At 65.6% G+C, this 22665-nt stretch carries 25 protein-coding genes; 21 read left to right on the top strand and 4 right to left on the bottom strand.

The genetic code is table 11. The annotated features are described in order from the left end of the window. The first annotated feature begins 1 nt into the window (after position 1). Positions 2-2026, top strand: a complete 2025-nt coding sequence (locus HNE04_RS12235) for a 3-hydroxyacyl-CoA dehydrogenase NAD-binding domain-containing protein (protein ID WP_172219231.1) — start codon at positions 2-4, stop codon at positions 2024-2026. Next, the gene (locus tag HNE04_RS12230; protein ID WP_172219229.1) at positions 2023-2925 is read left to right on the top strand and encodes a DMT family transporter; all 903 of its coding nucleotides are present in this window, start codon (positions 2023-2025) and stop codon (positions 2923-2925) included. The genes HNE04_RS12235 and HNE04_RS12230 overlap by 4 nt, the downstream gene beginning before the upstream one ends. A gap of 6 nt (positions 2926-2931) precedes the next feature. Here the strand turns inward: HNE04_RS12230 and HNE04_RS12225 are convergent, their stop codons facing one another. After that, positions 2932-3669 (bottom strand): SDR family NAD(P)-dependent oxidoreductase, encoded by a 738-nt coding sequence (locus HNE04_RS12225; RefSeq protein ID WP_328700315.1) that lies wholly within the window; start codon positions 3667-3669, stop codon positions 2932-2934. 121 nt (positions 3670-3790) lie between these two features. Here HNE04_RS12225 and HNE04_RS12220 point away from each other — a divergent pair, with 121 nt between their 5' ends. The 12 genes from HNE04_RS12220 to HNE04_RS12165 are packed head-to-tail and all read left to right on the top strand — an operon-like array spanning position 3791 to position 14776. After that, the gene (locus HNE04_RS12220; RefSeq protein WP_172219227.1) at positions 3791-5014 is read left to right on the top strand and encodes a cytochrome P450; all 1224 of its coding nucleotides are present in this window, start codon (positions 3791-3793) and stop codon (positions 5012-5014) included. A 31-nt stretch (positions 5015-5045) separates the two neighbouring features. Beyond that, complete coding sequence (locus tag HNE04_RS12215; RefSeq protein WP_172219225.1) at positions 5046-6602, top strand: class I adenylate-forming enzyme family protein; 1557 nt, start codon at positions 5046-5048, stop codon at positions 6600-6602. Further along, positions 6602-7558, top strand: coding sequence for an enoyl-CoA hydratase/isomerase family protein (locus HNE04_RS12210; protein WP_172219224.1), 957 nt, complete (start codon positions 6602-6604; stop codon positions 7556-7558). Before HNE04_RS12215 ends, HNE04_RS12210 begins: the two co-directional genes overlap by 1 nt. Then, positions 7555-8322: an SDR family NAD(P)-dependent oxidoreductase gene (locus HNE04_RS12205; protein ID WP_172219223.1), complete on the top strand. Its 768-nt coding sequence runs from the start codon at positions 7555-7557 to the stop codon at positions 8320-8322. The genes HNE04_RS12210 and HNE04_RS12205 overlap by 4 nt, the downstream gene beginning before the upstream one ends. A gap of 33 nt (positions 8323-8355) precedes the next feature. Then, positions 8356-9504: an ABC transporter substrate-binding protein gene (locus HNE04_RS12200; protein ID WP_172219222.1), complete on the top strand. Its 1149-nt coding sequence runs from the start codon at positions 8356-8358 to the stop codon at positions 9502-9504. 15 nt (positions 9505-9519) lie between these two features. Continuing rightward, positions 9520-10362, top strand: a complete 843-nt coding sequence (locus HNE04_RS12195; protein ID WP_172219221.1) for a branched-chain amino acid ABC transporter permease — start codon at positions 9520-9522, stop codon at positions 10360-10362. Further along, complete coding sequence (locus HNE04_RS12190) at positions 10359-11351, top strand: branched-chain amino acid ABC transporter permease (protein ID WP_172219220.1); 993 nt, start codon at positions 10359-10361, stop codon at positions 11349-11351. The genes HNE04_RS12195 and HNE04_RS12190 overlap by 4 nt, the downstream gene beginning before the upstream one ends. Beyond that, the gene (locus HNE04_RS12185; protein ID WP_172219219.1) at positions 11348-12127 is read left to right on the top strand and encodes an ABC transporter ATP-binding protein; all 780 of its coding nucleotides are present in this window, start codon (positions 11348-11350) and stop codon (positions 12125-12127) included. Before HNE04_RS12190 ends, HNE04_RS12185 begins: the two co-directional genes overlap by 4 nt. Continuing rightward, on the top strand, positions 12124-12828 hold the full coding sequence (locus tag HNE04_RS12180) for an ATP-binding cassette domain-containing protein (RefSeq protein WP_172219218.1): 705 nt from the start codon (positions 12124-12126) through the stop codon (positions 12826-12828). The genes HNE04_RS12185 and HNE04_RS12180 overlap by 4 nt, the downstream gene beginning before the upstream one ends. 24 nt (positions 12829-12852) lie before the next feature. Further along, positions 12853-13173 (top strand): 2Fe-2S iron-sulfur cluster-binding protein, encoded by a 321-nt coding sequence (locus tag HNE04_RS12175; protein ID WP_172219216.1) that lies wholly within the window; start codon positions 12853-12855, stop codon positions 13171-13173. Between the two features lie 4 nt (positions 13174-13177). After that, a complete protein-coding gene (locus HNE04_RS12170; RefSeq protein ID WP_172219214.1) occupies positions 13178-13732 on the top strand; it encodes a DUF2889 domain-containing protein in 555 nt (184 codons plus the stop codon). Positions 13733-13750: 18 nt separating this feature from the next. After that, a complete protein-coding gene (locus tag HNE04_RS12165; RefSeq protein WP_172219212.1) occupies positions 13751-14776 on the top strand; it encodes a phosphotransferase family protein in 1026 nt (341 codons plus the stop codon). Between the two features lie 74 nt (positions 14777-14850). Here HNE04_RS12165 and HNE04_RS12160 read toward each other — a convergent pair whose 3' ends face one another. Together HNE04_RS12160 and HNE04_RS28045 are read right to left on the bottom strand one after the other, a co-directional pair. After that, entirely contained in the window at positions 14851-15036 is a 186-nt protein-coding gene (locus HNE04_RS12160) for a hypothetical protein (protein ID WP_172219210.1), read from the bottom strand. 89 nt (positions 15037-15125) lie between these two features. Continuing rightward, entirely contained in the window at positions 15126-15911 is a 786-nt protein-coding gene (locus tag HNE04_RS28045) for a glycine zipper 2TM domain-containing protein (RefSeq protein ID WP_172219208.1), read from the bottom strand. Positions 15912-16128: 217 nt separating this feature from the next. Between HNE04_RS28045 and HNE04_RS12150 the strand changes: the two genes are divergently transcribed. The 7 genes from HNE04_RS12150 to HNE04_RS12120 are packed head-to-tail and all read left to right on the top strand — an operon-like array spanning position 16129 to position 21879. Beyond that, the gene (locus HNE04_RS12150; RefSeq protein ID WP_172219206.1) at positions 16129-17010 is read left to right on the top strand and encodes an NAD(P)-dependent oxidoreductase; all 882 of its coding nucleotides are present in this window, start codon (positions 16129-16131) and stop codon (positions 17008-17010) included. Continuing rightward, on the top strand, positions 17007-17690 hold the full coding sequence (locus HNE04_RS12145; protein WP_172219204.1) for an amino acid ABC transporter permease: 684 nt from the start codon (positions 17007-17009) through the stop codon (positions 17688-17690). Before HNE04_RS12150 ends, HNE04_RS12145 begins: the two co-directional genes overlap by 4 nt. A 10-nt stretch (positions 17691-17700) precedes the next feature. Then, positions 17701-18405, top strand: a complete 705-nt coding sequence (locus HNE04_RS12140) for an amino acid ABC transporter permease (RefSeq protein WP_172219203.1) — start codon at positions 17701-17703, stop codon at positions 18403-18405. Beyond that, positions 18383-19111, top strand: a complete 729-nt coding sequence (locus HNE04_RS12135; protein ID WP_172219202.1) for an amino acid ABC transporter ATP-binding protein — start codon at positions 18383-18385, stop codon at positions 19109-19111. The genes HNE04_RS12140 and HNE04_RS12135 overlap by 23 nt, the downstream gene beginning before the upstream one ends. A 19-nt stretch (positions 19112-19130) precedes the next feature. Next, positions 19131-19931 carry a transporter substrate-binding domain-containing protein gene (locus HNE04_RS12130; protein ID WP_172219201.1) on the top strand — a complete coding sequence of 267 codons (801 nt, stop codon included), beginning with the start codon at positions 19131-19133 and terminating at the stop codon, positions 19929-19931. A 10-nt stretch (positions 19932-19941) separates the two neighbouring features. After that, complete coding sequence (araD1, locus tag HNE04_RS12125; protein ID WP_235964960.1) at positions 19942-20952, top strand: AraD1 family protein; 1011 nt, start codon at positions 19942-19944, stop codon at positions 20950-20952. Positions 20953-20967: 15 nt separating this feature from the next. Further along, positions 20968-21879 (top strand): amidohydrolase family protein, encoded by a 912-nt coding sequence (locus tag HNE04_RS12120; protein ID WP_172219200.1) that lies wholly within the window; start codon positions 20968-20970, stop codon positions 21877-21879. Here the strand turns inward: HNE04_RS12120 and HNE04_RS12115 are convergent. Continuing rightward, entirely contained in the window at positions 21876-22547 is a 672-nt protein-coding gene (locus tag HNE04_RS12115; protein ID WP_172219199.1) for a FadR/GntR family transcriptional regulator, read from the bottom strand. The two genes, HNE04_RS12120 and HNE04_RS12115, sit on opposite strands and share 4 nt — an antisense overlap. Between the last annotated feature and the right edge of the window lie 118 nt (positions 22548-22665).

Genomic DNA, 22665 nt, shown 5'->3' with positions numbered 1-22665 from the left:
CATGGCAGCTACAGTGGATTGCGACCGTGACGCGGATGGCGTCGCCGTGCTCCGTTGGCCGGGGCCGACCTTCACGCCGGACGTCTGGGAGTCCCTCGGCGCCCGCATCGAGGCATGCCTTGCGGACCCCGGCATCGCCGGCGTCGTGCTCGCGCCGACCGGGGAGGGTGGCTTCGGCGAACTGGATCTCCAGTGGCTGCATGGCGCCGCGCAGGGCCCGCGGGAGGCGCTGCAGGCCGTGGTCGATCGCGCTGCCGCTCTCGCAGCGCGCATCGATGCGTCGCGCAAACCGTTCGCGGCGGCGATCACGGGCGATGCGCGCGGCGTGGCGCTCGAGCTCGTGCTCGCGTGCCATTGCCGGATCGGCGCACAGGGTGCGGGTTACACGGTAGGGTTTACCGACATGCGCTACGGCTTGCCGCCGATGCTTGGCACTTCGCCGCGCCTTAGCGCCCGCATCGGGCGAGAGGCCGCGGCAAAGCTGCTGCGCGATGCGACGGCGCTCACGCCTTCCGCGGCGCTCAAGGCTGGGCTGGTGGACAAACTCGTGCCCGCTGCTTTAGTGGTCGCTACTGCGTCGCGCTGGGTGGTGCTCGCCGCCGCCCAGCGTTCGCAAAAGCCGGCGGAGGCGGCCATCGCCGCAGCGGCCTCACCCGTTCCCGACGTCGCCTTTCAAGCGGCCGCGCGCGAATTCGTGGACGTTGCGCGCGGTCCGGTCGCGCAGGACATGGTGCGCACGCTCGGGCTGAGCGTCGCCGCGGCGAACCGGCTCACCAGCCGGCCCGTGGGCTTCGCGACCCGCGTATTCAAGCGCGTGGGCGTGCTCGGCGCGGGCCTGATGGGCAGCGGCATCGCGTTGGTGTGTGCACGGGCTGGCACGGACGTCGTCATGCTGGACATGAGCCAGGAGTCGGCCCAGCGCGGGCTCGATGCACTCACCAAGCAGGAAGCTTCGGGAGTCGCTGCCGGCCGCCTCGATGCCGCCGAATCACAGGCGACGCTCGCGCGCATCCGGCCGACTTCGAATTATGAAGCCCTGGACGGCGTCGACATCGTCGTCGAGGCGGTGTTCGAGGACCGCGAGGTGAAGGCGAATGCCACGCGCCAGGCAGAAGCGGTGGCCGGCCCGCGCGCGCTCTTCGCGACCAACACATCGACGCTGCCGATCACCGGCCTGGCCCTGGCTTCGCAGCGACCGGGGCAGTTTATTGGCCTGCACTTCTTCTCGCCGGTGCCCCGCATGCCGCTGCTGGAGATCATCCGCGGCCGCGATACCAGTGACGAAACACTCGCGCATGCGATGGATTTCGCCCGCGCGATCGGCAAGACGCCAATCGTCGTGAACGATGCGCGCGGTTTCTACACGACGCGTGTCGTGATGGCCTACCAAGCCGAGGCCTTCGACATGCTGGCGCAGGGCGCGGACCCCGACGTGATCGAAGCGGGCGGCGTGGCCTCCGGCATGCCGGTGCCGCCGCTGGCGCTCTCCGACGCGGTCGCGCTGGACCTCATCCACCAGATCAACCTGCAGGCGGCGCGCGACCTGGGCGCTGATTATGAGTTCACGCCCGGCTACGCGATGGTCGGGCGAATGGTGGAGCAGGAAGGGCGCAAGGGCAAGAAGACGGGAGCGGGCTTCTACGACTACGCGCCGGACGGCACCAGGAGCTTCTGGCCGCAGCTACGCGAGTACGCGTCGGCAGGCGCCCGCACTGAGATGAGCGTGGCGGATGCCCGCGACCGGCTGATCGCCGCGCAGGCGCTGGAGACGGTGCTCTGCCTCGAAGAGGGCGTGATCACCGATCCGTCGCAGTGCGACGTGGGCGCCATTCTCGGCTGGGGCTTCGCGCCCTGGACCGGCGGGCCGCTGTCTTGGATCGACCGGATGGGCGTGCAGGCCTGCGTCGCACGATGCGACGCGCTGTCGCAGCGCTATGGCTCCGCACGGTTGAAGCCTCCGGCCGCTCTGCGCCGGCTCGCCGAGCGTGGCACGTCCGTCTACGCGGCAGGCTGGCCCCTGAAATGAGCGAGCTGCCCCGTCGCGCGCAGGGCGGGGCGCTGGCGGTCGCGTTGGTGCTGCTGGTGATATGGGGCACCAACTTCAGCATCATCAAGCTGGTGATGTCGCACACCTCGCCCGGCGCCTTTCTATTTGCCCGCTACATCGTCACGCCCCTGTGCGCGGTGCTGCTCCTTCTCTTCGTCTATGGCACCCGCTGGCCTCGCCTTCCGCGCGAGGAGTGGCGTACGCTGGCGTGGCTCACGCTGCTCGGTCACGTGCTGCACGTGACGCTGATCAACTGGGGCATCTATCTGTCATCGCCGTTCTCGACCGCGCTGATCGTCGCGTGCGGTCCGCTCATGACGCTCATCATCCTGGCCGTAGCGGGCAGCGAGAGGCTGGGGCGCGCGCAGGTCGCGGGCGCGGTCATCGCCTGCGCGGGCATCCTCGTGTTCCTCGCGGACAAGATCGGGCTGGGATGGCAGGCGGGATTCGGCGACCTCGTGCTCCTTGCCGCCACATTGCTTTTCTCGCTGCACACCGTTGCCGCGCGCGACATCATCATCCGCCGCGGCCCCTTGCTGGTGATGACCTATACGACCATCATGGCGTTTCCGCCGCTGATGCTACTCACGGGGTTGTCGGGCGTCGCTACGGACTGGACGGCGATACCTCCGATGGTGCTGCTGGGCTTGGCGTGGGCGCTGGTCGTGTCATCGTTCGCCGGCTGGATCCTGTGGGGCTGGGTCAACCAGTTGCTCGGTGTCGCGCGAACCGCACCCCTGCTGTACCTGCTACCACCGGTTGCGGGTGTGGCGGGCTGGCTCATGACGGGCGAAACCTTCCCGAGTTTGAAGCTGGCCGGCGCGGCCTTGGCGCTGCTGGGTGTGGCGTTGGCGCAATTCGGCCGCACGCCGGCTTGACGGCCTTCAGTTCCAGACGAACTCGCGCCGTCCGCCGTCGATCGCGAGCAGGGCGCCATTGATGTAGGCGGCCTGCTGCGAGCAGAGGAACACCACCGCCGCGGCGATCTCCTCGGGTTCCGCGGGCCTGCCGAGCGGGCTCTGCGAGCGCACGCGATTCTGGAAATCGTCGGGCAGGCGAGTGAGCATGTCCGTGCGGACGAAGCCCGGCGCGACGGTGTTGATCGTAATGCCATCCGCCCCGACTTCCTTGGCCGCCGTGCGCGAAAACGCAGAGATCGCGCCCTTGGCCGCGGCGTAAGAAGTAAGGCCCGGGCGCCCACCGCCGGTGTGGTGAATCGATGAGGTATTCACGATACGACCCCAGCCGGCCTTGCGCATAGCGGGCAGCGCGGCGCGCGTGCACAGCCACGTGGCGCGCAGGTGACTGTCGACCACCTTGTCCCAATCTTCCTCGGTGATTTCGTCTGCGGGTTTTCCCAGGTGCTTGCCCGCAAGCCCGGCGTTGTTGACCAGGATGCCGCACTCGCCCATCCGCTCTTGGATCCGCATGAAGAGATCGGCGACCTCGGCCGAGCTGGTCACGTCGGCGGCGAATGCCTGCGCGTCCGCGCCCTCGGCGCGAAGGGCCGCCGCTGCTGCCTCGGCCCGCTGCGGATTAACACCATTGACGGCCACGCGCGCGCCCTCGGCGGCGAACAGCCGAGCTTCGGCCAAGCCGATGCCGCGGCTGGAACCGGTCACCAAAACCACCTTGCCCCGCAAACCTAAATCCATCGTTGACACCCCCTGCCGGTGAGCCTACACTAAGCAAGCGCTCAACGCAAATTAAGCGTGCGCTTAGCAAAAGGAAAGAGAGATCGCAGTGGACCACGAAGTGATTTCCGTTGACGACGACTTGCTGGACCCCGGGCTGCTGCAGGACCCGTTTCCGTATTACCGCGAGCTGCGCGAGACGCGCCCTGTGCACTGGAACGAGCGCTGGCGCGGCTGGATCGTGTCGCGGTATGAGGATGTGTACGCGGGCCTGCACGACCAGCGCCTTCTCGCCGACACGATCACGCCTTACTTCCAGACGCGTCTGACCCCCGAGGAGCGCGAGCGCTTCGCACTCACCTACGAAGTGCTCAATAGCTGGCCGGTGTTCGTCGACCCGCCCAAGCACACCCAGTTGCGCAAGATCTTCAGCCGCTCCTTCACGCCGAAAACGGTGCAGACCATGCGCGGTATCGTTCAGTCGTTCGTCACCGAGTTCCTGGACGGCTGGAAGGACAAGCAAGAGGTCGACCTCATCAGTGATTTCGGTTTCCTAGTTCCCGCCAACGTGATCGCAACGATCATCGGCGCCCCGCGCGAAGACCTGCACCGCTTCCACAAATGGTCTTGGGAGCTCAACGAACTGCTGCACGGCGGCGTGGGCAGTCCTCAGCGCATGGACCGTGCGCAGCAGTCGATCATCGAGTTCAAGGCCTATTTGCAGGGCCTGTATGAGGAGCGCCTGAAGCAGCCGCGCGACGACATGATGAGCTGGCTGATGGAAGTGCAGCGAACCGATGGAGCGATCACCGCCGACGACGTCGTGTACTCCTGCATGCTGATCCTCAACGCCGGCCACGAGACGACGCAGATCATGATCGGAAACACCGTGACGGCTTTGCTGGAAAGCGGCCAATGGCAGCGGCTGCGCGAGCAGCCCCAACTGGTGAAGACCGCGATCGAGGAGTGCCTGCGCTTCAACGGCCCCATGAAAGGCACGATGCGCGCTGCCGCGCAAGACATGAAGATCGGCGGCGTCGATGTGAAGCAGGGCGACCGCGTGATGCTGCTCATGGCGGCCGCGAACCGCGACCCCGCGCAGTTCCCTGACCCGGACCGCCTGGACATCTCGCGGAACCCGAACCCGCACATGGCTTTTGGCCACGGCATCCATTTCTGCCTGGGCGCGCCGCTCGCGCGTCTTGAAGTCGAGGTCAGCCTTATCGAGATGACTCGCCGGTACCCGAACCTCGAGCTGGCCGGCCCGGTGAAGTACGAGCCGCGCATCCTCAGCCGCGCGATCGAGGCCCCGCTGTCGGTGCGGCTGCGCTGATGGACATGAAGAGATCCAAGGAGGCGCGACCATGACCGTGGCCGAGTGGATTCGACGCTGCGCAATACGGCACCCCGACAAGCTCGCCTATGTGGACGGCGACCGCCGTTTCACGTTCGCGCAGTTCAACGACCGTGTGAACCGGCAGGCCAACGGCCTGCAGGCCGCGGAAATCAAGCGTGGGGACCGCGTCGCCGTGCTGATGAACAACCACGTCGAGGCGGTAGAAGCCGTCGGCGCGGCGGCCAAGGGCGGCTTGGTGCACGTGCCGGTGAATTTTCGCAGCGTGCCGCGCGAGATCGCCTACGTGCTGAACCACTGCGGCGCGTCGCTGATCTTCGTGGAGAAGGAATACGCCGCCAGGCTGGCGGAAGCGGGCGAGATCCCGACGCTCAAGAAAGTGATCGTGCTGGACCCGGGCAATACCGACTCCGAGTACGAGCGTTGGCTCGCCGAGCAGGACGCATCGGAGCCGCAGGTGGACGTGACGGGCGATGACAACTTCTTCATCTGCTACACGAGCGGCGCAACGGGCACCCCCAAGGGCGTGCTTCACCAGCAGCGCCAGAGCGTCGCACACGCGCCGGTTGTGGTAATCGGCTACGAATTCAGCCGCGACACGAAGGTGCTGCTGGTCTACCCGCACAACTCCATCGCGTCGATCAACATGTTCTACGTGCCCGCCTGGGTGGTGGGCGGCTGCGTCGTGTTCACCGACCAGCGCAATTTCGACGCCGACCGCTGGCTCAAGCTGGTGGAAGCGGAGCGCGTCACGCATTCGCACCTGGTGCCGACCATGCTGTTCCGCGTGCTGGAAAGCCCGCGCCTGCGTTCAACGGACACCAGCAGCATCGTGACGATCGGCTACGGATCCGCCCCCATGCCCACCGAGCGGATCGAGCGCCTTGCGCAGGTGTTCGGCAACGTGCTGATCCAGGGCTACGGCATGACGGAGATTTCCTCGATCGCCGCCTACCTGGACAAGCAGGACCACCTCGAAGGCATGCAGGGCGACCGCGCCCGGCTCAATTCCTGCGGCCGCGCCGCGTTCGGCTGCGAACTGCGCGTGGTCGATGACGACGACCGCGACGTGAAGACCGGCGAGGTCGGCGAGATCGTGTTCCGCGGGTCGCAGGTGATGACCGGCTACTGGAACGATCCCGAGAAGACCGCCGAGACGATGCGAAGCGGCTGGATGCACAGCGGTGACATGGCCACGATGGACGAACGCGGCTACCTCACCATCGTCGACCGCAAGAAGGACCTGATCATCAGCGGCGGCGCGAACATCTCCAGCCGCGAGGTCGAGGAAGTCCTCTACTGGCATCCCGCCGTGCGCGAGGCCAGCGTTATCGGCAAGCCCGACGAGGAGTGGGGCGAACTGCCCCACGGCTTCGTCTCGCTGCATTCCGGCAAGAGCGTGACCCCGGAAGAACTCGTGGCCTTCTGCCGCGAACGCCTCTCGGGCTACAAGTGCCCGCGCACCGTCGACATCGTGGACGACCTCCCGAAGAACGGGCTCGGGAAAATCCTCAAGGCAGAACTCCGGTCCCGTTTCTGGGCCGGCCGCAACAGGAAGGTGAATTGATGAAGGAATACCGCACTTTCGACGTCCAGTACGAGGACATCGGCTTCGAGAAGCGTGGCCACGCCGCGTGGATCACGATCAATCGCGAGAAGAGGGGCAACTCCTTCCGCCGCGAGACGCTGGACGAAATCCGCGACGCGGTGGAGCGCGCGGGCGAGGGCCCGGGCGTGCGCAGCGTCGTGCTCACGGCCGTCGGCAACCGCTTCTTTTCGACCGGCGGCGACGTCGTCGACTACAACCAGCGCTACCTCGACGACCTGACCGGCATGAAGTCCTACGAGCGGGCGATGGAGAGGACCTTCTCGGAAATCATGCACTGCCCGAAGCCCGTGATCCACCGCGTCAACGGCGACGTCGTCGGCGGCGCCAATGCCTTCCACCTCGCCGCGGACTTCGTGGTGATGAACACGACCGCCAAGTTTCAGCAGGTGGGCGTGGGGGTCGGCAGCGTCGCCGCGTTCGGCCCGACGCAGTGGTGGCCGCTGATGGTGGGCGATCGGCGCGCGCGCGACATCCTCATGGCGCTCAAGCCCGTGCCGGCCGCGCTCGCCCTTGAATGGGGCGTGGCCAACGTGGTGTGCGACTACGACCAGCTCGACGCCGAGGTGGAGAAGATCGTCACGAACCTGGCCCGGATGTTCCCGGAAGCGCTGCGCTACACGAAGGTGGCGCTCAACCACCAGAAGGAACTGATGTTCCGCGAGATGACGCAGGCGCGCGAGTGGTGCACGCTCCACTTCCCGTCGATGGAGTCGCGCTCGGGGTTCGGCGCGTTCTTCCACAAGAAGCCCATCGACTCCAACCCGAGCTGGAACGCATTGGACACCGGCCACAACACCGTCGCGCCCTACGGTGGCTACAGCGTGCGCTGCGGCTCCTGCGGCACCGACCACCTGCCCGAGGACCACAAGTTTTGCGGCGTGTGCGGCGCCGATTTGAAGAAAGCCACGGCATGAGCCACGCCGGACGCAATTACCTCGTCACAGCCGCCGCGGGCGGCATTGGCGGCGAGCTGGTGATGCTGCTGCTCGAGGGCGGAGCGGGAGTGCTCGCGTGCGACATCAGCGGCAAGCGGCTCGCGGCGCTTGAGGAGCGCGCGGGTGCGCGCCGCGACAAGCTATCGGTGCTGAAGGTCGACGTCGCCGATGAGAAAGGAGCGGACCTGGCGGGTCAGACGGCGATTGAACGGCTCGGCATGGTGCACGGTCTGGCCAACATAGCCGGTGGCATCGCCGGCATCGGCGAGGACATCATCGACCGCCCGATCGAGCGCATCACCACCGATGAGTACCAGCAGACCGTCCGCCTCAACCTGGATAGCGCTTTCTTCATGACGCGCGCGCTGGTGCCGCATTTTCGCGGCAAGCACTACGGCAAGGTGGTGAACGTCGCTTCGCTCGCCGCCTTCGGAAACTTCGACCACATGGGCAACGCCGGCTACGACGCCGCGAAGGCAGCGGTGGTGGGCCTCACGCACACGCTCTCGCGCAGTCTCGGCCCGGACGGAATCCGCGTGAACGTTGTCGCGCCCGGCTCGGTCTACACCGAGAAGGTCAAGCAGGCATTCAGTCCCGAATTCATCGAGTTGCAACGCCGTCGCATCCCGCTCAGGGAGCACGTGGGGCCGCTCGATGTCGCGAAGGCCTTGGCCTTCTTCCTGTCGCCCGACTCGGACGCCGTCAGTGGCGAGGTGATCCGTGCCAGCGGCGGGCTTCGTTGACTAAGCAATAACCGAAAGATGAAGGAGACAAGCATGCACACGTTCAAGCAAGGGGCGCTCGCCCTGATGGTCGCGGCAGCCGCGTTCTGGCCCGCCGTGGGGTTTTCGCAGACGAAGGAGGCCGTCAAGATCGGCGTGGTGCTGAGCATGAGCGGCCCGGCCGCGGTATTCGGCATCCCCGAGCGCGACACGCTCAACGCGATGCACAAGGAAACCGGCGGCCTGATCGATGGACGCAAGATGGACCTCGTGTTCTGCGACGACAAGACCAATCCGACGGAAGCCGCGCGCTGCGTCACGCAACTGGTCAATGACGAGAAGGTCGTGGCCATCATCGGCCCGGGCACCGGCAGCGGAATCCTCGCCGCCGGGCCGGTGGCCGAACGCCTGAAGGTGCCGCTGCTCGGTCCCGCCGGCACGGTGGCCATCACCGACAAGAACAACTCGTTCTTCCCGTGGATCTTCCGCATCGCGCCCAATGACACCTCCGGCATGGACGCCCTGTGGCGCCAGGTGGTCAAGAACGGCGCGAAGAAGGTCGGCATCATCTACCAGGAGGACGCCTACGGGAAATTCGGCAGCGACTTCGCGCAGAAGATCTCCAAGGACATCGGCTTCACGGTCGTGGAGACGATCGGCGTACCTTACACCGCCACCGATCTCACGCCCCAAGTCACGAAGTTTCGCAATGCCGGCGTGGACGCGGTCTTCATGCAGCTCTCGGTCACGTCGCTGGGCGCGTCTTTCCTGAAAGCCGTGAACGAAGTGGGATTGAAGGTGCCGCTCTACGCCAACAGCGGTTTGGCGCAAAAAGGCTTCATCGACGCCGCCGGCCCGCTGGGCGAGGGCGTGCGCGTGCTGTCCATAGGGAACCTGCCGTACGACCCGACGCCGGCCGAGCAAAAGCTCGCCGCCATCCTGGTGAAGAACGGCCACAAGCCGCAGGGTTGGGGCGAGATTCTCGGGGCCAACGGCTACATGACGCTCACCGCGGCGCTCAAGAAGATCAACGGTCCGGTGACCGGCCAGGTCATGCGCGACACGATCGAGACGCTGTGCGGCTTCGAGACCATCACGATGGGCAAGGGCTGCTTCAGCAAGGACAACCACGACGGTTGGGCCGCCGACGCGTTGGTGCTCACCACCATCCGCAACGGCCAGTTCCGATCCGACGCCAAGTAACAGGAAAAGGCGGCGATGCTCGAGTACATCTTCCGGGGACTCCTGAACGGGTCGGTGTATGCGCTGCTGGCGCTGCCCATGACGCTGTTCTTCACGACCGCGGCCACCGTGGACTTCGCGATCGGCGCCTACGCGCTGATCGCCGCCGCGGTGGCGACGGCCATTCCCGGGCCCCAGGGGATTGTCGCGGGCCTGGCCGCCGCGCTCGCCGCATCGGGCGTGATGGCCGTCATATTCGTGCTGCTCAAGCGCACGAGCAAGGAAGGCATCCGCGTGGCGCTGGCAAGTTTCGGCCTGTCGCTTGCTCTCTCATCGATTGTCCTGATCGTGTGGGGAACCAAGCCGTTCGCGCGGCAGACGTTCACCACCGTCTTCGAGTTCGGGGCGCTACGTGTGAACCCGCAAGGCTTGATCAACGTGGCAGTGGCCGTAGGCCTGGTCGGGCTCACCTGGCTCGTGATACAGCGCACGCAGCTCGGGCGCATGATGCGCGCGGCTGCGGTGAACGCGCCCGGTGCTGAGCTCGCGGCGATTCCCGTCATCGGCGTGCAATGCGGCTCGCTTCTGGCTGGGGGGCTGCTCGGCGGCATCGCGGGCCTCTTGATCCTGCACAGCTCCGGCATGGACTTCACCGCCTCGCTGGGGCTCACCTTCATCGGCTTCGCCGCCGCGATCATCTTCGGTATCCAGAGCCCGGTGCGCTGCCTGGCCGGCGGCCTTGCCATCGGCGTGATCGAGGCGCTGAGCGCGGGCTATACCACGGGCATGGTGACTTCCATGGTGCCGTCGCTCTTCATGTTGATCGTACTGCTCTCAGGGCAGCTCGGCGCCAGCCGCTACAGCGGGGACCGGCCATGAAGTTCGCCCCGCGCCACCGCAATACGTGGATCATGCTGGTCGTGGGCGCGCTGGCGTGCGCCATCGCTCCGCTCAACCCGGTGTGGCTCGACACGGTCATCCTCACCGGGGTGTTCGCACTCATCGCGCTTTCGGCGGGCCTGAGCTTCGGGCAGGCCGGGATCCTATCCATGGCGCAGGGTGCCTTTGCTGCGATCGGTGCCTATTCCACGGCGATCATCGCCACGCGATTCGGCCTGCCCGCCTGGGCCGGACTCGCCATCGCGATCGCGCTGCCTGCGGCGCTCGCCTGGGGACTCGCGCGCATGGTCACGCGCATGCCCGAGCTCGCCACCGCGTTGGCCACGCTTGCACTCGCGACCCTTCTGGAGATCATCGCGCGCAATTGGGACGCCGTGACCGGCGGTTACGTCGGCATCGCAGGCATCCCGCCGATCGCGGGTCTCGAGAAAGCCTGGCGCTTCAATATCCTGGTGTGGGTGTTCGTGCTGGCCGCCGTGCTGTTCTACGAAAACCTGATGAACTCCGCGCACGGGCGGGCGCTGAACATCGTCAAGCACGACCGCACGCGCGCGATGGCGGACGGCATCGCCGTTGCGCCGCTGCTTTCGGCGATGCTCGCGACCTCCGGCGCGATGGCAGGGGCGGGCGGGTGGCTGTATGCGCACTACATCACCTACATGAGCCCCGGCTCACTCGACACCCACGCCTCGATCTCCGCGCTGCTGATGGCCGTGGTGGGCGGGGCGGGCTACATCCTCGGCCCCGTGCTCGGGACGTTTCTGTTGAGCCTGCTCGGAAAGCTGCTGCCCGCACAGGAGGCGCAAGGGCTCTTCTACGGCGGGGCGCTGATCGTGATCCTGGTCGTCGCGCCGGAAGGCCTGCTCGGCTGGATCGACCGGCTCGTCAAGCGTTTCAGGGCTCGCCGTAAAGAGGTGCAGAAGTCCCCGACAGCGGAAGCGCAAAGCACTGCGGAGGCCACGCCATGAGCGAGCAGGTTCTGTCTGCGCGCGACGTGCGCATGACCTTTGGCGGCGTCGTGGCTCTCGATGGCGCGAGCGTCGACGTGCGTCCCGGGCGCGTGTGCGGCCTGATCGGCCGCAACGGCTCGGGCAAGAGCACCTTGTTCAACTGCCTGACCGGCTTCCTCAAGCCCACCAGCGGCCATGTGCTGCTGGACGGGCGAGACATCACCGGCCACGCGCCACACGAAGTGATGCGCGCGGGCATCGCGCGCACCTTCCAGACGCCGCGGATCGACTTTCAAACGACTGGTCGCGACGCCGTGCTGTGCGGGCTGTACCCGCAGGTGCGGCACGGCTTCCTCGCCTCGCTGCTGGGACTGCCTGGAGCGCTGAAGGAAGAGCGGGAGCTGAACGGACGCGCCGACGCGGTGGTCGCGCGCATGCACATGCAATCGTGGGCGACGGACCAGGTGAGCAAGCTCTCGATGGGCCGCGTGCGCAGCGTGGAGGTTGCCCGGGCGATCGCCGCGGACGCGCGCTACCTGCTGCTGGACGAACCGGCCGCGGGCATCGGGCGCGAAGAAATGAAAGTGCTGGCCGACGAGATCCGCGGCCTCGCGGACCGCGGTATCGGCGTGCTGCTGGTGGAACACAATTTCTCGTTGATCCGCATGCTGTGCGACGAGGTGACCGTGCTGGATGCCGGCAGCGTGATTTTCCGCGGCACCGCCGAGGGAGCGCGGCGCGACGAGCGCGTGATGCAGCTGTACCTGGGCACGGCCGCGGCGGAGGCAACATGACGCTGCGCCTTTCCAACCTGCACGCGGGCTATGGCCGCATCGAGGTCTGCCGCGAGATCGCCATGACCCTGGCCGACGGCGAGTTTCTCGCCGTGCTCGGCCCCAACGGCGCGGGCAAGAGCACCTTGCTCGGCGCGATCGCGGGTTCGGTCAACGGCCGCGGCCAGATCGAATTGAACGGCGTGCGACTGGACCACATGAACGCGCGAGCGCGCGCGCGCCACGGCCTGGCACTGGTGCCCGAAGGGCGGCGTAACCTTTTCTCGCCGCTCACCGTGCATGAAAACCTGCAGCTCGGACTGCGCCTGCTGGCCGCGGCCGAGCGCCCGCGCATGCTCGAGGAGTTGATGGCGATGTTCCCCATCCTCGGCTCGCGCCGTGCCCAGCTCTCGGGCCTACTGTCCGGCGGCGAGCAGCAAATGCTCGCGCTGGCCGTTGCGCTGGCGCGGCGCCCCTCAGTGCTGCTCCTCGACGAGCCCTCGCAGGGCCTCGCGCCGCTCGTTCTGCAGAATCTCGCCGCGCAGATCGGCTCTTTGCGCAAGCTGGGAGTTTCGGTGCTCCTTGCCGAGCAGAACCACCGTTTCGCCGCGCAGCTGTGCGACCGCTATGTGGTCCTCTCGTCGGGCGAATTGTCTGGCGGCGGCGGCGGCGAGGAGCTGCAGGACGCGGACCGCGTCGCCTCCGCACTGATGTCGGCTTGAATCCTGATTGCAATCGAAGGACCCATGACACGCATTGTTTTCATTCAGCAGGACGGCCGCCAGCAGGCCGTCGACGCGCAATCCGGCCAGTCGGTGATGCAGGCCGCGATCGGCGCCATGGTCCCCGGCATCACGGCCGACTGCGGCGGCGCCTGCACCTGCGCCACCTGTCACGGCTACGTGGACGAGCAATGGGTGCCGCGCGTGCCCGCGCCCTCCGCTGACGAGCTGGACATGATCGATGCCGGCTGTCTCGATGCGCTGCCCAACAGCCGGCTCACGTGCCAGATCAAGATCACCGGGGAGCTCGAGGGGCTCGTCATCCGGCTGCCGCCGCAGAACTGAACCCATGGACACGCCCAAGCGCCGCCCCATGCACCTGCGCCGCATCGAGATGCAGGCGTTCCTGCGCGACGACGGGCTGTGGGACATCGAGGCGCACCTGCTCGACGAAAAGCCGTTCATGTACGTCGACCCCGGGCGTGGCGAGCAGAAGGCCGGCGCGCCCGTGCACGACATCCGCGTGCGGCTGACGCTGGACGACAACCGCGTGATCCGCGACGTCGGCGTCGATATGGGCTCCATGCCTTTCGGCACCTGCCACGAGGTCAAGGACTCGCTGCGGCCGCTGATCGGTGAGACGGTGGGCCGCGGCTGGCGGCAAATCCTGAAGAAAATCCCGCGTAACACGACGTGCGCGCACGTGCACGAAGTCCTGGTGCCCATGGCCACGGTTGTGCATCAGGGCATGTCGTTGGGGCGTGCCCCGGACGGGAAGGTGGCGCTGCAGCCTGACAGCACGCTGGAGCAGCAGCCGTTCTTTGTGGACGATTGCTTCTCCTGGCGAGCGGACGGTCCAGTGGTGGCGCATTTTTATCCACAGTTCAGCAAACGTCGCCCCTGATCCGGTCCAGGTGAGCGAATGGAGAAAACACCAGCCGACTGCGACTTCAATCCCGGTTGCCTCGACGCCTTCCTGCGGCAGGCATTGCCGAACCTGTCAGGGCCGATGACGCTACAGCGCATCTCCGGCGGGCAGTCGAACCCCAGCTACTTCGTCAGTTACGGCAATCGCCGATTGGTGCTTCGCAAGCGCCCCGCAGGTCCGGTGCTGCCATCGGCGCACGCCATCGACCGCGAATACCGGATCATGGGGGCGCTGGCAGACACGGGTGTCCCTGTCCCACCGGTGGTGCTCTATCACGAAGACACGGATGTGATCGGAACAGCCTTCTATCTCATGGAGCGGGTGGAGGGGCGCGTCTTCCAGGACTGCACCTTGCCCGGCGTCGCGCCCGATGATCGCCGAAGCATGTACATGGCGATGGCCGACGCACTGGCCGCGCTGCACCGCGTGGACTGGCAAGCTGCCGGACTGGCCGATTTCGGCCGTCCACACGACTATTTCGAACGGCAGATCGCCCGCTGGACACGCCAATGGCACAGCTCCAAGACGCGTGAACTGCCCGATTTGGAGCGTCTGGTCGAGTGGCTACCCCGTCACATCCCGGGTGGTTGCGCGACTGCGATCGCTCACGGCGACTTTCGCATCGGCAACCTGATGTTCCACCCCACGCAGCCGCGCATTGTCGCGGTACTCGATTGGGAGCTCTCGACGCTTGGTCATCCGTTGGCCGACCTTGCCTACAGCGCACTGGCGTGGCGGCTGCGTCCAGACGAGTACATGGGCATGCGAGGGCAGGATCTTCTTTCGCTCGGCATCCCTAGCGAGCAGGAATACGTCCAACGGTATTGCAGTAAGGCGCACTTTGGCGACCTGGAACCGTTCCACTTCGCGTTTGCGCTCTTTCGGCTTGCGGTGATCTTTGAAGGCATCGCCGCTCGCGCGAAGGCAGGAACCGCCGCGTCATCAAATGCCGGCACAGTCGGGCAGTTGAGTCCCGTCTTTGCGCGCAGGGCTATCGAGCTGATCCACGAGAACCGCTGATCATTGCCGGCGGTATTGAAAGCGCAGGACCTTTTTTCATAGTCGGTATCGCGCTTGGCCGCCGTCAAGAGCTACTACTTCTTCTTCAGGTTCAACAACGCTGTTTTCATGCGGCTCGCAATCGACTTGCGAACGGGCTTTTCGTCCGGAAGTTCTTGTGGCTTGGTTTCGAGATCTTCCTGCAGGTAGCGAACAAGGCTGTCAGTGCCTTCCCCCGTCCGCCGACCGGGACCGCTGACTTTACCTTTGCCATGTTTCATTTTCCGTATTGATGAGTTCCCCATGGCGCGATGTTCTCAATGCCTCTCGAGGAAAACAAGAGGCCAGTTGAAACAATCGTCAGAGTTGACTAGGTCGTCACCCAGACTCCATCATGTCGCCGGCAGGCGTTGCCGCGCGTGGTTTGCCAACCGGTGCTGGTGCGAACCTGTGCCTGGTACGGCCTGCAATACATGCCGCCTCGATCCACTACGGCGCCAGGCACGACGGCGTATTTCTCACCGCCCTCGACCCACTCGACGCGACGGCCGGCCGGAGCCAGTTCCAGGGCTTGGCCGACACAAGCCTGGTCTCTCGCATCCATTCGGCGGCCAACCTCTCCGCCCACCAAAACGCCGGCGATGGCACCGCCGATCGTGGCAACGACGCGACCAGTACCGTGGCCCACCTGGTTCCCGAGTACACCCCCCGCGACGCCACCCAAGACCTTTCCGACGGTCTCACTGTTGCAGCGGCTCACCTGTGCCTGCTGCACTGGCGCCGGCTCGTACCCCGAGCGGTAGTGATGGGGCCGGCCTTGTTCGACCACCACCCACGGCGGGTAGATGACGGTGGCGGGCTGAATCACTACCGGCTGAACCACCACCGGCTGCGCATGATGGTATTCAACACCCTTGCACTTGCGCTTTTCCTTGTAGTCGCCGTCTTTCTCCCACTTGCGCTCGATCTTGCAATTGCCCTCCCAGTACACCTCCTTGTGATCACGATCGTGGTGCTTGTGACCATGGCCATGGCCATGGCCATGACCGCGGCCCCGGCCGTGATCGTCATCGTCGGCCATCACGTTGGGCGCATAGGCGAGGGAGACGAGCATCAGAGTGAGTGTGCAGGCAAAAGGTTTAACGATCGTGCGCATTTGGCGTGCCTCATCAATACGGTTTTTTGATGCTACACGCCAAGGCGCGTTGCTCAATCAAAGCTGTTACACCTACGCAACGGCAAAATTGTGCGAATGTGCTCGCGCCAGCAGCCATCCCAAAACCAGTATCAGTGGATCACGAAATACGATTGGATGTGAATCGCTCGCGTTCTTATGCTTCGTCACCTTCCCAAAAGTGGAATCGGAGACAAGCATGGCAGTTGAGAAGGGCCGGATCGGGTTTGTAGGCCTGGGCATCATGGGCACCGCGATGACCCTGCGGCTGCTGGAGCAGGGCTGGCCGGTGACGGTCTGGAACCTCGAGGCGGAGCGTGTACCGCCCCTGGTCGCGGCGGGCGCGGTGGCGGCACAGTCGCCTCGTGACGTTGCGCAGGCGAGCGACATCGTGATCATGTGCGTGCTGCATACGGATGCCGTGCGCGATTGTGTGTTCGGCCCCCAGGGCATCGCGGCGGCCGCGGGCCCCGCCAAGATCCTGGTCGACCATTCGACGATCGATCCTGCGGCCACTCGCGAGATGGCGCAGCAACTGCGGACCAAGTCGGGCATGCGTTGGATCGATGCGCCCGTGAGCGGCGGCCCGGTGCAGTCGCGTGCGGGCACGCTCACCGTGATGGCGGGCGGCGATGCCGCCGACATCGAGGCCATTCGCACCGTGATGGCGGACCTCGCCGCCAACTTCACCCGTATCGGCCCTGTCGGTGCGGGTCAGACCGCCAAGATGATTAACCAACTGATCGTCGGCAGCGGCTACGTGGTGCTGGCCGAGGCACTGACCCTGGCCGAAGCGGCGGGCGTCGATGCGCGCCAGTTGCCGCAATGCCTGGCGGGCGGCCATGCGGACAGCAGCCTGCTCAAGCACCTCTACCCCCAGATGCAAGCGCGCGATTTCGAGCCGCCGCGCAGCTACGCCCGGCAACTGTTGAAGGACCTCAAGGCCGTGACGGCGTATGCGCACGAGCTCGAGCTCAGCCTGCCGATGCTGGAGGCCGCCACCCGGCGCTACACCGACTATGTCGAGCAGGGCAACGGAATGAAGGACACGGCCTCGATCGTGAACTCCTACCAACCATGACCTACAAATTCGACTTCGCCAGCGTCCTGGCGCAATGGCCCCTGTTCGTGCATGGGGCCTGGCTCACGATCCAGCTGTCGGTGATCGCGACGCTGCTGGGATTTTTGATCGGCACGCTGTGCGCCATCGGCCGTAACAGCCACAACCCCTGGGTGGCGCGCGCGTGCAGCCTGTATGTGGAGATCATCCGCAATACACCGCTGCTGGTGCAGATCTTCATCGTCTATTTCGGGCTGTCCAGCCTGGGCTTGAAGGTGCCCGCGTACGCAGCGGCCATCGCGGCGCTGGTCATCAACATCGGCGCCTACACCACCGAGATCATGCGCGCCGGCATCGACTCGATCCACAAGGGCCAGATCGAGGCCGCCCAGTGCCTGGCGCTGTCCAAGGTGCAGATTTACTGGCATGTGATCCTGCGGCCTGCCATGGAGCGGGTCTATCCGGCGCTGACCAGCCAGTTCGTGCTGCTGATGCTGGCTTCGTCGATCACCTCGCAGATTTCGGCGGAGGAGCTGACGGCTATCGCCAACCGCGTCCAGTCCGACACCTATCGCTCCTTCGAAACCTACATCGTAGTGGCGGTGTTCTACCTGCTGCTGTCGCTGGCAATGCGCACTGCGTTCTGGGCCATCGGCCAGGCCGTGTTCACGCGCCGGCGCCGGCTCGGCACACCGATGTGAGCAACGCAGCATGAACAACGAATTCAACATCAACCATCTCCAGTTCCTGGTGCAGGGCGCCGGCTGGACCGTGATCCTGTCGCTGATGGCCTTTGCCGGCGGCGGCCTGGTCGGCTTCGGCGTCGCGCTGGCCCGCATCTCGCGCATGCGCTGGCTGCGCTGGCTCTCCCTGGGCTATGTGCAACTGGTGCAGGGAACGCCGCTGCTGATCCTGATGTTCCTGGCCTATTTCGGCCTGAGCATCATGGGCCTCAGCTTGCCGGCCATCGTCGCCGCGGGCATCTCGATGACCATCTACGTCAGCGCCTATATCGGCGAGATCTGGCGTGGCTGCATCGAGGCCGTGCCCAAGACCCAATGGGAGGCGGCCGAGTGCCTGGCACTCACGCCCAGCCAGCGGTTGTTCAAGGTGATCCTGCCGCAGGCGCTGCGCATCGCCACGCCACCGACGGTCGGCTTCATGGTGCAGATCGTCAAGAACACCTCGCTCGCTTCGGTGGTGGGCTTCGTGGAACTGGCGCGCGCCGGGCAGGTGATCAACAACTCGCTGTTCGAGCCCTTCATGGTCTACATGCTGGTGGCGGGCTTGTATTTCCTGCTGTGCTACCCGCTCTCGTGGTGGGCCCGGAAACTCGAGGACCGTTTGCTCGTGGTGCGCAAGAGCGTGGCCGAAACAAAGAAAGGAATTGGCGATGTCCAGTATTGTGAATCTTGAAGGCGTGCACAAGAGCTTCGGCAGCCTGAACGTGCTCAAGGGAGTGTCGTTCCAGGTGAAGAAGGGCGAAGTGGTCGCGATCATCGGCCGCAGTGGTTCGGGCAAGAGCACGGCGCTGCGCTGCATCAACCGGCTGGAAGCCATCGACAGCGGCCACATCGAGGTGTGCGGCCACCGGGTCGACGACCCGGCGCTGGACCTGCGCAGCCTGCGGCGCGATGTGGGTATCGTGTTCCAGAGCTACAACCTCTTTCCTCACCTGACGGTGGAAGAAAACATCACGCTGGCGCCGCGCGCCGCCAAGGGCAAGAGCAGGGCGCAGGCGCTGGAGCTCGCCGCGACCGTGCTGCGCCAGGTGGGCTTGGCGGACAAGGCCCAGGCCTATCCCGAACAGCTCTCCGGCGGCCAGCAGCAGCGTGTCGCCATTGCTCGCTCGCTCGCCATGGAACCCCAGGTGATGCTGTTCGACGAGGTCACCTCGGCGCTCGATCCGCAGCTGACTGGCGAGGTGCTCAAGGTGATCGAGGACCTGGCGGCCGGCGGCATGACCATGGTGCTGGTGACCCACGAAATGGCGTTCGCCCGCAAGGTGGCGGACACCGTGATCTTCATGCATGAAGGCCGGATCTGGGAAACCGGAACCGGCGACATGCTCTTGAACCCGCAGACCGCCGAACTGCAGCAATTTGTCGATAACGGCTTGTAAACCAAAGAGGAAACATCACATGAAATCCATCTCCTTCATCACCAAGGGCGCGCTGGCGCTGGCCGTGGCCGCCTCCGGCTTCGCCGCCCAGGCCGACACGCTCGACAACATCCGCGCGGCCAAGAAGATCCGCATCTCGGTCGACCTCGCGGTGCCGCCCTCGGGCATGACCGACGGCAACATGAAGCCCACCGGCTCCGACTACGACGTGGCGGTGCTACTGGCCAAGGACCTCGGCGTCGCCCTGGAAGTGGTGCCGACCGTCGGGGCCACGCGCATCCCCAACCTTCAGACCGGCAAGGCCGACATCATCATCTCCACCCTGGCCTGGACGCCGGATCGCGCCAAGGTGATCGACTACTCGGTTCCCTATGCCCCGCAGATCTCGCTGGTGGGCGGCATCAAGGGCGTCCAGGTCAAGAGCATGGCCGACCTGGCCGGCAAGAGCGTGGCGGTGAACCGCAGCACGACGCAGGACAGCGACCTCACGCAGAACGCCAAGGGCGCCACCGTGGTGCGCTATGACGACGATGCCGGCGTGATCACCGCCGTGGTCACCGGCCAGGCCGACCTGGTGGGCACTTCGGCCGCGCTGTTCCAGACGATGACGCAGAAGGCGCCGGCCCGGCAACTGGAGCCCAAGTTCATCCTGCGCACCAACGACCTCGGCATCGGCGTGCGCAAGGACGATGCCAAGCTGCTGGCCTGGGTGAACGACTGGGTGCGGGCCAACCACAAGAACGGCAAGCTCAACGAGATCTTCAAGAAGTACCACGGCGCGGAGATCCCGGCCGAGGCGCTCGAGAAGTGGCTGAAGTAAGGCTTGCGTGATGGCCGCGTTGCGCCTGTTGCAGTTCCTCCGCCCCGACGGCAGCCGAGCGGTCGGGCTCGTGGAGTCGGCCGCCCGCGTGCGGGTGCTGGCCGGCTGCGACAGCACCTACGCCTTGGCCTCGCAGGCCTTGGCCGAGCGCGTGCCGCTGGCGCACCTGGCGAAGAAGCTGGCGTCGGCCGAGCGGGTTGATTACGGCGAGTTGGTCGAGCGCCAGGCAGTGCTGGTGCCGCTGGATCATCCTGACCCGGCCCACATGTTGGTGAGCAGCTCAGGGCTCACGCACCTGGGCAGCGAGCGAACACGTGACCACCTGCGGCGGGCCTTGCAGGTGGATGACGCGTCCCTGTCCGACTCGCTGCGCCTCTTCAAGCTGGGGCTGGAGCAGGGCCGTCCCACGGGAAATGGCACGCCCGGTGTCGCGCCCGAATGGCATTTCAAGGGCACGGGCCGCTCCGTGGTCCACCCTTACCAGGATTTCCCGGTAGCCTCGTTCGCCGAAGATGCGAGCGAGGAGCCAGAGCTGGCGGGCCTGTACCTGATCGGCGCGGATGGCATGCCGCGCCGGCTGGGATTCGCACTTGCCAACGAACTGTCCGACCACATCACCGAACGCAGCAACAGCGGCCTGGTGTCGCACGCCAAGCTGTGCGGCAGCTCCTTCGGTCCCGAGTTGTTGCTGGACGATCTGCCGGCCAGCATTGCGGGCGTCTCGCGCATCGTGCGCAAGGGCCGCAAGCGCTGGGAAAAGCCTTTCCTCACCGGTGAGGACCACATGTCGCACTCGATAGGCAACATCGAGTTCCACCATTTCAAATACGACCAGTTTCTGGTGCCCGGGGATGTGCATGTGCACTACTTCGGCACCGCGACCTTGTCGTTCTCCGAAGGCATCAAGGTCGATGCTTCCTGCCGTTTCGAAATCTCGGCCCCGCCATTCGGACATCCGCTGATCAACGGCATACGCCGCGTCGAGAACGCATATCGCTACGGCAGCATGCAAGCTGCCTGAGACCAGGACGCCGCAATGACCGAATTGCTGGACACGCCCATCATCGATGCCCACCATCATTTCTGGGATCCGGTGGCGCATTACTACCCGTGGCTGTGCGATGCCGAGCGCCCGCCGCATCGATACGGCGATCACGGAGCCATCTGTCGTCCGTATCTGCCATCGGACTATCGGCGCGACACGGCCGCCTTCGAACTGGCAGGCAGTGTCTATGTGGAAGCCGAATGGGATCCGAAGGACCCGATCGGCGAGATGCGCTATATCGAGAGCCTGCGCAAGCAAAGTGGTTTGCCGAGTGTGGCCGTGGGGCAGGCCTGGCTGGACCAGCCCGATATAGCGCACATCCTGGGGCAACTCGCGGCGTTCGGCTTTGTGCGCGGCATCCGCCAAAAGCCGCGGGCCAATGCTTCACCGCGCGACACGCAACCCGGCGGCATGATGGACGGCGCATGGCGCCGGGGCTATGCGCTGCTGGCGCGGCATGGCCTGCATTTCGAGCTGCAGACGCCGTGGTGGCATCTGCACGAGGCCCAGGCGCTGGCGCGCGATTTTCCCGGTACACCCATCGTCATCAACCACACCGGCATGCCGTCGGACCGCAGTGCCGAGGGGCTGGCCGGCTGGCGGCAGGCGATGCGGGGTGTGGCGCAATGCCCCAACGTCTTCGTGAAAATCAGCGGCATCGGCCTGGCGGGCGGGCGCTGGACGGTGGAGGCGAACCGCCCGGTGGTGCGCGACGCGATAGAGCTCTTCGGCATCGAGCGCTGCATGTTCGCCAGCAACTTCCCGGTCGATAGCCTGTGCGCTTCGTTCGGGGATATCTTCAAAGGCTTTGCGGCCATCGTGGCCGACTTGTCCACTCGAGAGCGCCGCAAGCTGTTTCACGACAACGCGCTGCGAATCTACCGGATGGCTGCCGGGTCCTAGATACCCAGCAGGTTGCGGCGCACGCGCAGCAGATGGTCCCGTGTCAGCGTGATGGCCGTTGCCAGGTCCCGGTCCTGCAGTGCCGCCACCAGTTCCCTGTGTTCGCGCTGGTATTCGGCGCGGCGTTCCGGCGTCACGCTCTTGCGCTTCAGCATTCCCCATTCGCCTTGCTCGCGGGCCTCGCTGAGGAGATGGAAGACGGTGGAGATGAATGTGTTGTGGGCCGCGTTCGCGATCACTTCGTGAAGCATGCCGTCCCAATGCTCGAATTCCTCGAGCGTGCCGGCGGCCTCGGCCTTGTCGCAGCACTCTTCCATGCGCGCGAAGTCCGTCGAGGTCGCGTTGCGGATCACCATCTCCACGATCGACGGCTCCAGGCTGAGCCGCGCCTCCATCAATTCCGCGGGGCTTGCCGCTGGGGCGGATTCGCATGATGACAGCCGGGCCAGCGCGCCGTTGACGCCATCGGTGACGTAAGTGCCGCTGCCAACAGTTTGCGTGATGAGCTTCGCCTCTTTCAACTGCGCCAGCACCCGGCGCACGGTCGAGCGGCCCATGCTGAACTGGTCGCAAAGCTCCCGTTCCGTGGGAATGCGATGCCCGGCGCGCCAGGTGCCGGACTTCAGGTTCTTGACGATGGTTTCCCGCAATTGGGCTGCACTGTCCATGGCCGTGATCGTACCAAATCCAACCAATTTCTTGAATGGGCCTAGGTTTCAGTCGGAAACCAAGTTGACCTAGAATGCGACCAAATCAACCCAAATCGCACCAATCGGTGTGACCTTA

The organism is Caenimonas soli (assembly GCF_013155545.1).
In the GTDB taxonomy this organism is placed as follows: Bacteria; Pseudomonadota; Gammaproteobacteria; order Burkholderiales; family Burkholderiaceae_C; genus Ramlibacter; species Ramlibacter soli.
Note: the sequence above shows the minus strand (reverse complement) of the source record. Positions and strands in the feature narration are given on the sequence as shown.

What these genes read in the sequence shown, in the direction of transcription:
- HNE04_RS12150 (WP_172219206.1), top strand. Translation starts at nt 16,129, where the DNA reads ATGGCAGTTGAGAAGGGCCGGATCGGGTTTGTAGGCCTGGGCATCATG.
- HNE04_RS12230 (WP_172219229.1), top strand. Translation starts at nt 2,023, where the DNA reads ATGAGCGAGCTGCCCCGTCGCGCGCAGGGCGGGGCGCTGGCGGTCGCG.
- araD1 (WP_235964960.1), top strand. Translation starts at nt 19,942, where the DNA reads ATGGCCGCGTTGCGCCTGTTGCAGTTCCTCCGCCCCGACGGCAGCCGA.
- HNE04_RS12140 (WP_172219203.1), top strand. Translation starts at nt 17,701, where the DNA reads ATGAACAACGAATTCAACATCAACCATCTCCAGTTCCTGGTGCAGGGC.
- HNE04_RS12190 (WP_172219220.1), top strand. Translation starts at nt 10,359, where the DNA reads ATGAAGTTCGCCCCGCGCCACCGCAATACGTGGATCATGCTGGTCGTG.
- HNE04_RS12165 (WP_172219212.1), top strand. Translation starts at nt 13,751, where the DNA reads ATGGAGAAAACACCAGCCGACTGCGACTTCAATCCCGGTTGCCTCGAC.
- HNE04_RS12160 (WP_172219210.1), bottom strand. Translation starts at nt 15,036, where the DNA reads ATGAAACATGGCAAAGGTAAAGTCAGCGGTCCCGGTCGGCGGACGGGG.
- HNE04_RS12145 (WP_172219204.1), top strand. Translation starts at nt 17,007, where the DNA reads ATGACCTACAAATTCGACTTCGCCAGCGTCCTGGCGCAATGGCCCCTG.
- HNE04_RS12180 (WP_172219218.1), top strand. Translation starts at nt 12,124, where the DNA reads ATGACGCTGCGCCTTTCCAACCTGCACGCGGGCTATGGCCGCATCGAG.
- HNE04_RS12170 (WP_172219214.1), top strand. Translation starts at nt 13,178, where the DNA reads ATGGACACGCCCAAGCGCCGCCCCATGCACCTGCGCCGCATCGAGATG.
- HNE04_RS12175 (WP_172219216.1), top strand. Translation starts at nt 12,853, where the DNA reads ATGACACGCATTGTTTTCATTCAGCAGGACGGCCGCCAGCAGGCCGTC.
- HNE04_RS12195 (WP_172219221.1), top strand. Translation starts at nt 9,520, where the DNA reads ATGCTCGAGTACATCTTCCGGGGACTCCTGAACGGGTCGGTGTATGCG.
- HNE04_RS12115 (WP_172219199.1), bottom strand. Translation starts at nt 22,547, where the DNA reads ATGGACAGTGCAGCCCAATTGCGGGAAACCATCGTCAAGAACCTGAAG.
- HNE04_RS12210 (WP_172219224.1), top strand. Translation starts at nt 6,602, where the DNA reads ATGAAGGAATACCGCACTTTCGACGTCCAGTACGAGGACATCGGCTTC.
- HNE04_RS12120 (WP_172219200.1), top strand. Translation starts at nt 20,968, where the DNA reads ATGACCGAATTGCTGGACACGCCCATCATCGATGCCCACCATCATTTC.
- HNE04_RS12185 (WP_172219219.1), top strand. Translation starts at nt 11,348, where the DNA reads ATGAGCGAGCAGGTTCTGTCTGCGCGCGACGTGCGCATGACCTTTGGC.
- HNE04_RS12200 (WP_172219222.1), top strand. Translation starts at nt 8,356, where the DNA reads ATGCACACGTTCAAGCAAGGGGCGCTCGCCCTGATGGTCGCGGCAGCC.
- HNE04_RS12205 (WP_172219223.1), top strand. Translation starts at nt 7,555, where the DNA reads ATGAGCCACGCCGGACGCAATTACCTCGTCACAGCCGCCGCGGGCGGC.
- HNE04_RS28045 (WP_172219208.1), bottom strand. Translation starts at nt 15,911, where the DNA reads ATGCGCACGATCGTTAAACCTTTTGCCTGCACACTCACTCTGATGCTC.
- HNE04_RS12235 (WP_172219231.1), top strand. Translation starts at nt 2, where the DNA reads ATGGCAGCTACAGTGGATTGCGACCGTGACGCGGATGGCGTCGCCGTG.
- HNE04_RS12135 (WP_172219202.1), top strand. Translation starts at nt 18,383, where the DNA reads ATGTCCAGTATTGTGAATCTTGAAGGCGTGCACAAGAGCTTCGGCAGC.
- HNE04_RS12130 (WP_172219201.1), top strand. Translation starts at nt 19,131, where the DNA reads ATGAAATCCATCTCCTTCATCACCAAGGGCGCGCTGGCGCTGGCCGTG.
- HNE04_RS12215 (WP_172219225.1), top strand. Translation starts at nt 5,046, where the DNA reads ATGACCGTGGCCGAGTGGATTCGACGCTGCGCAATACGGCACCCCGAC.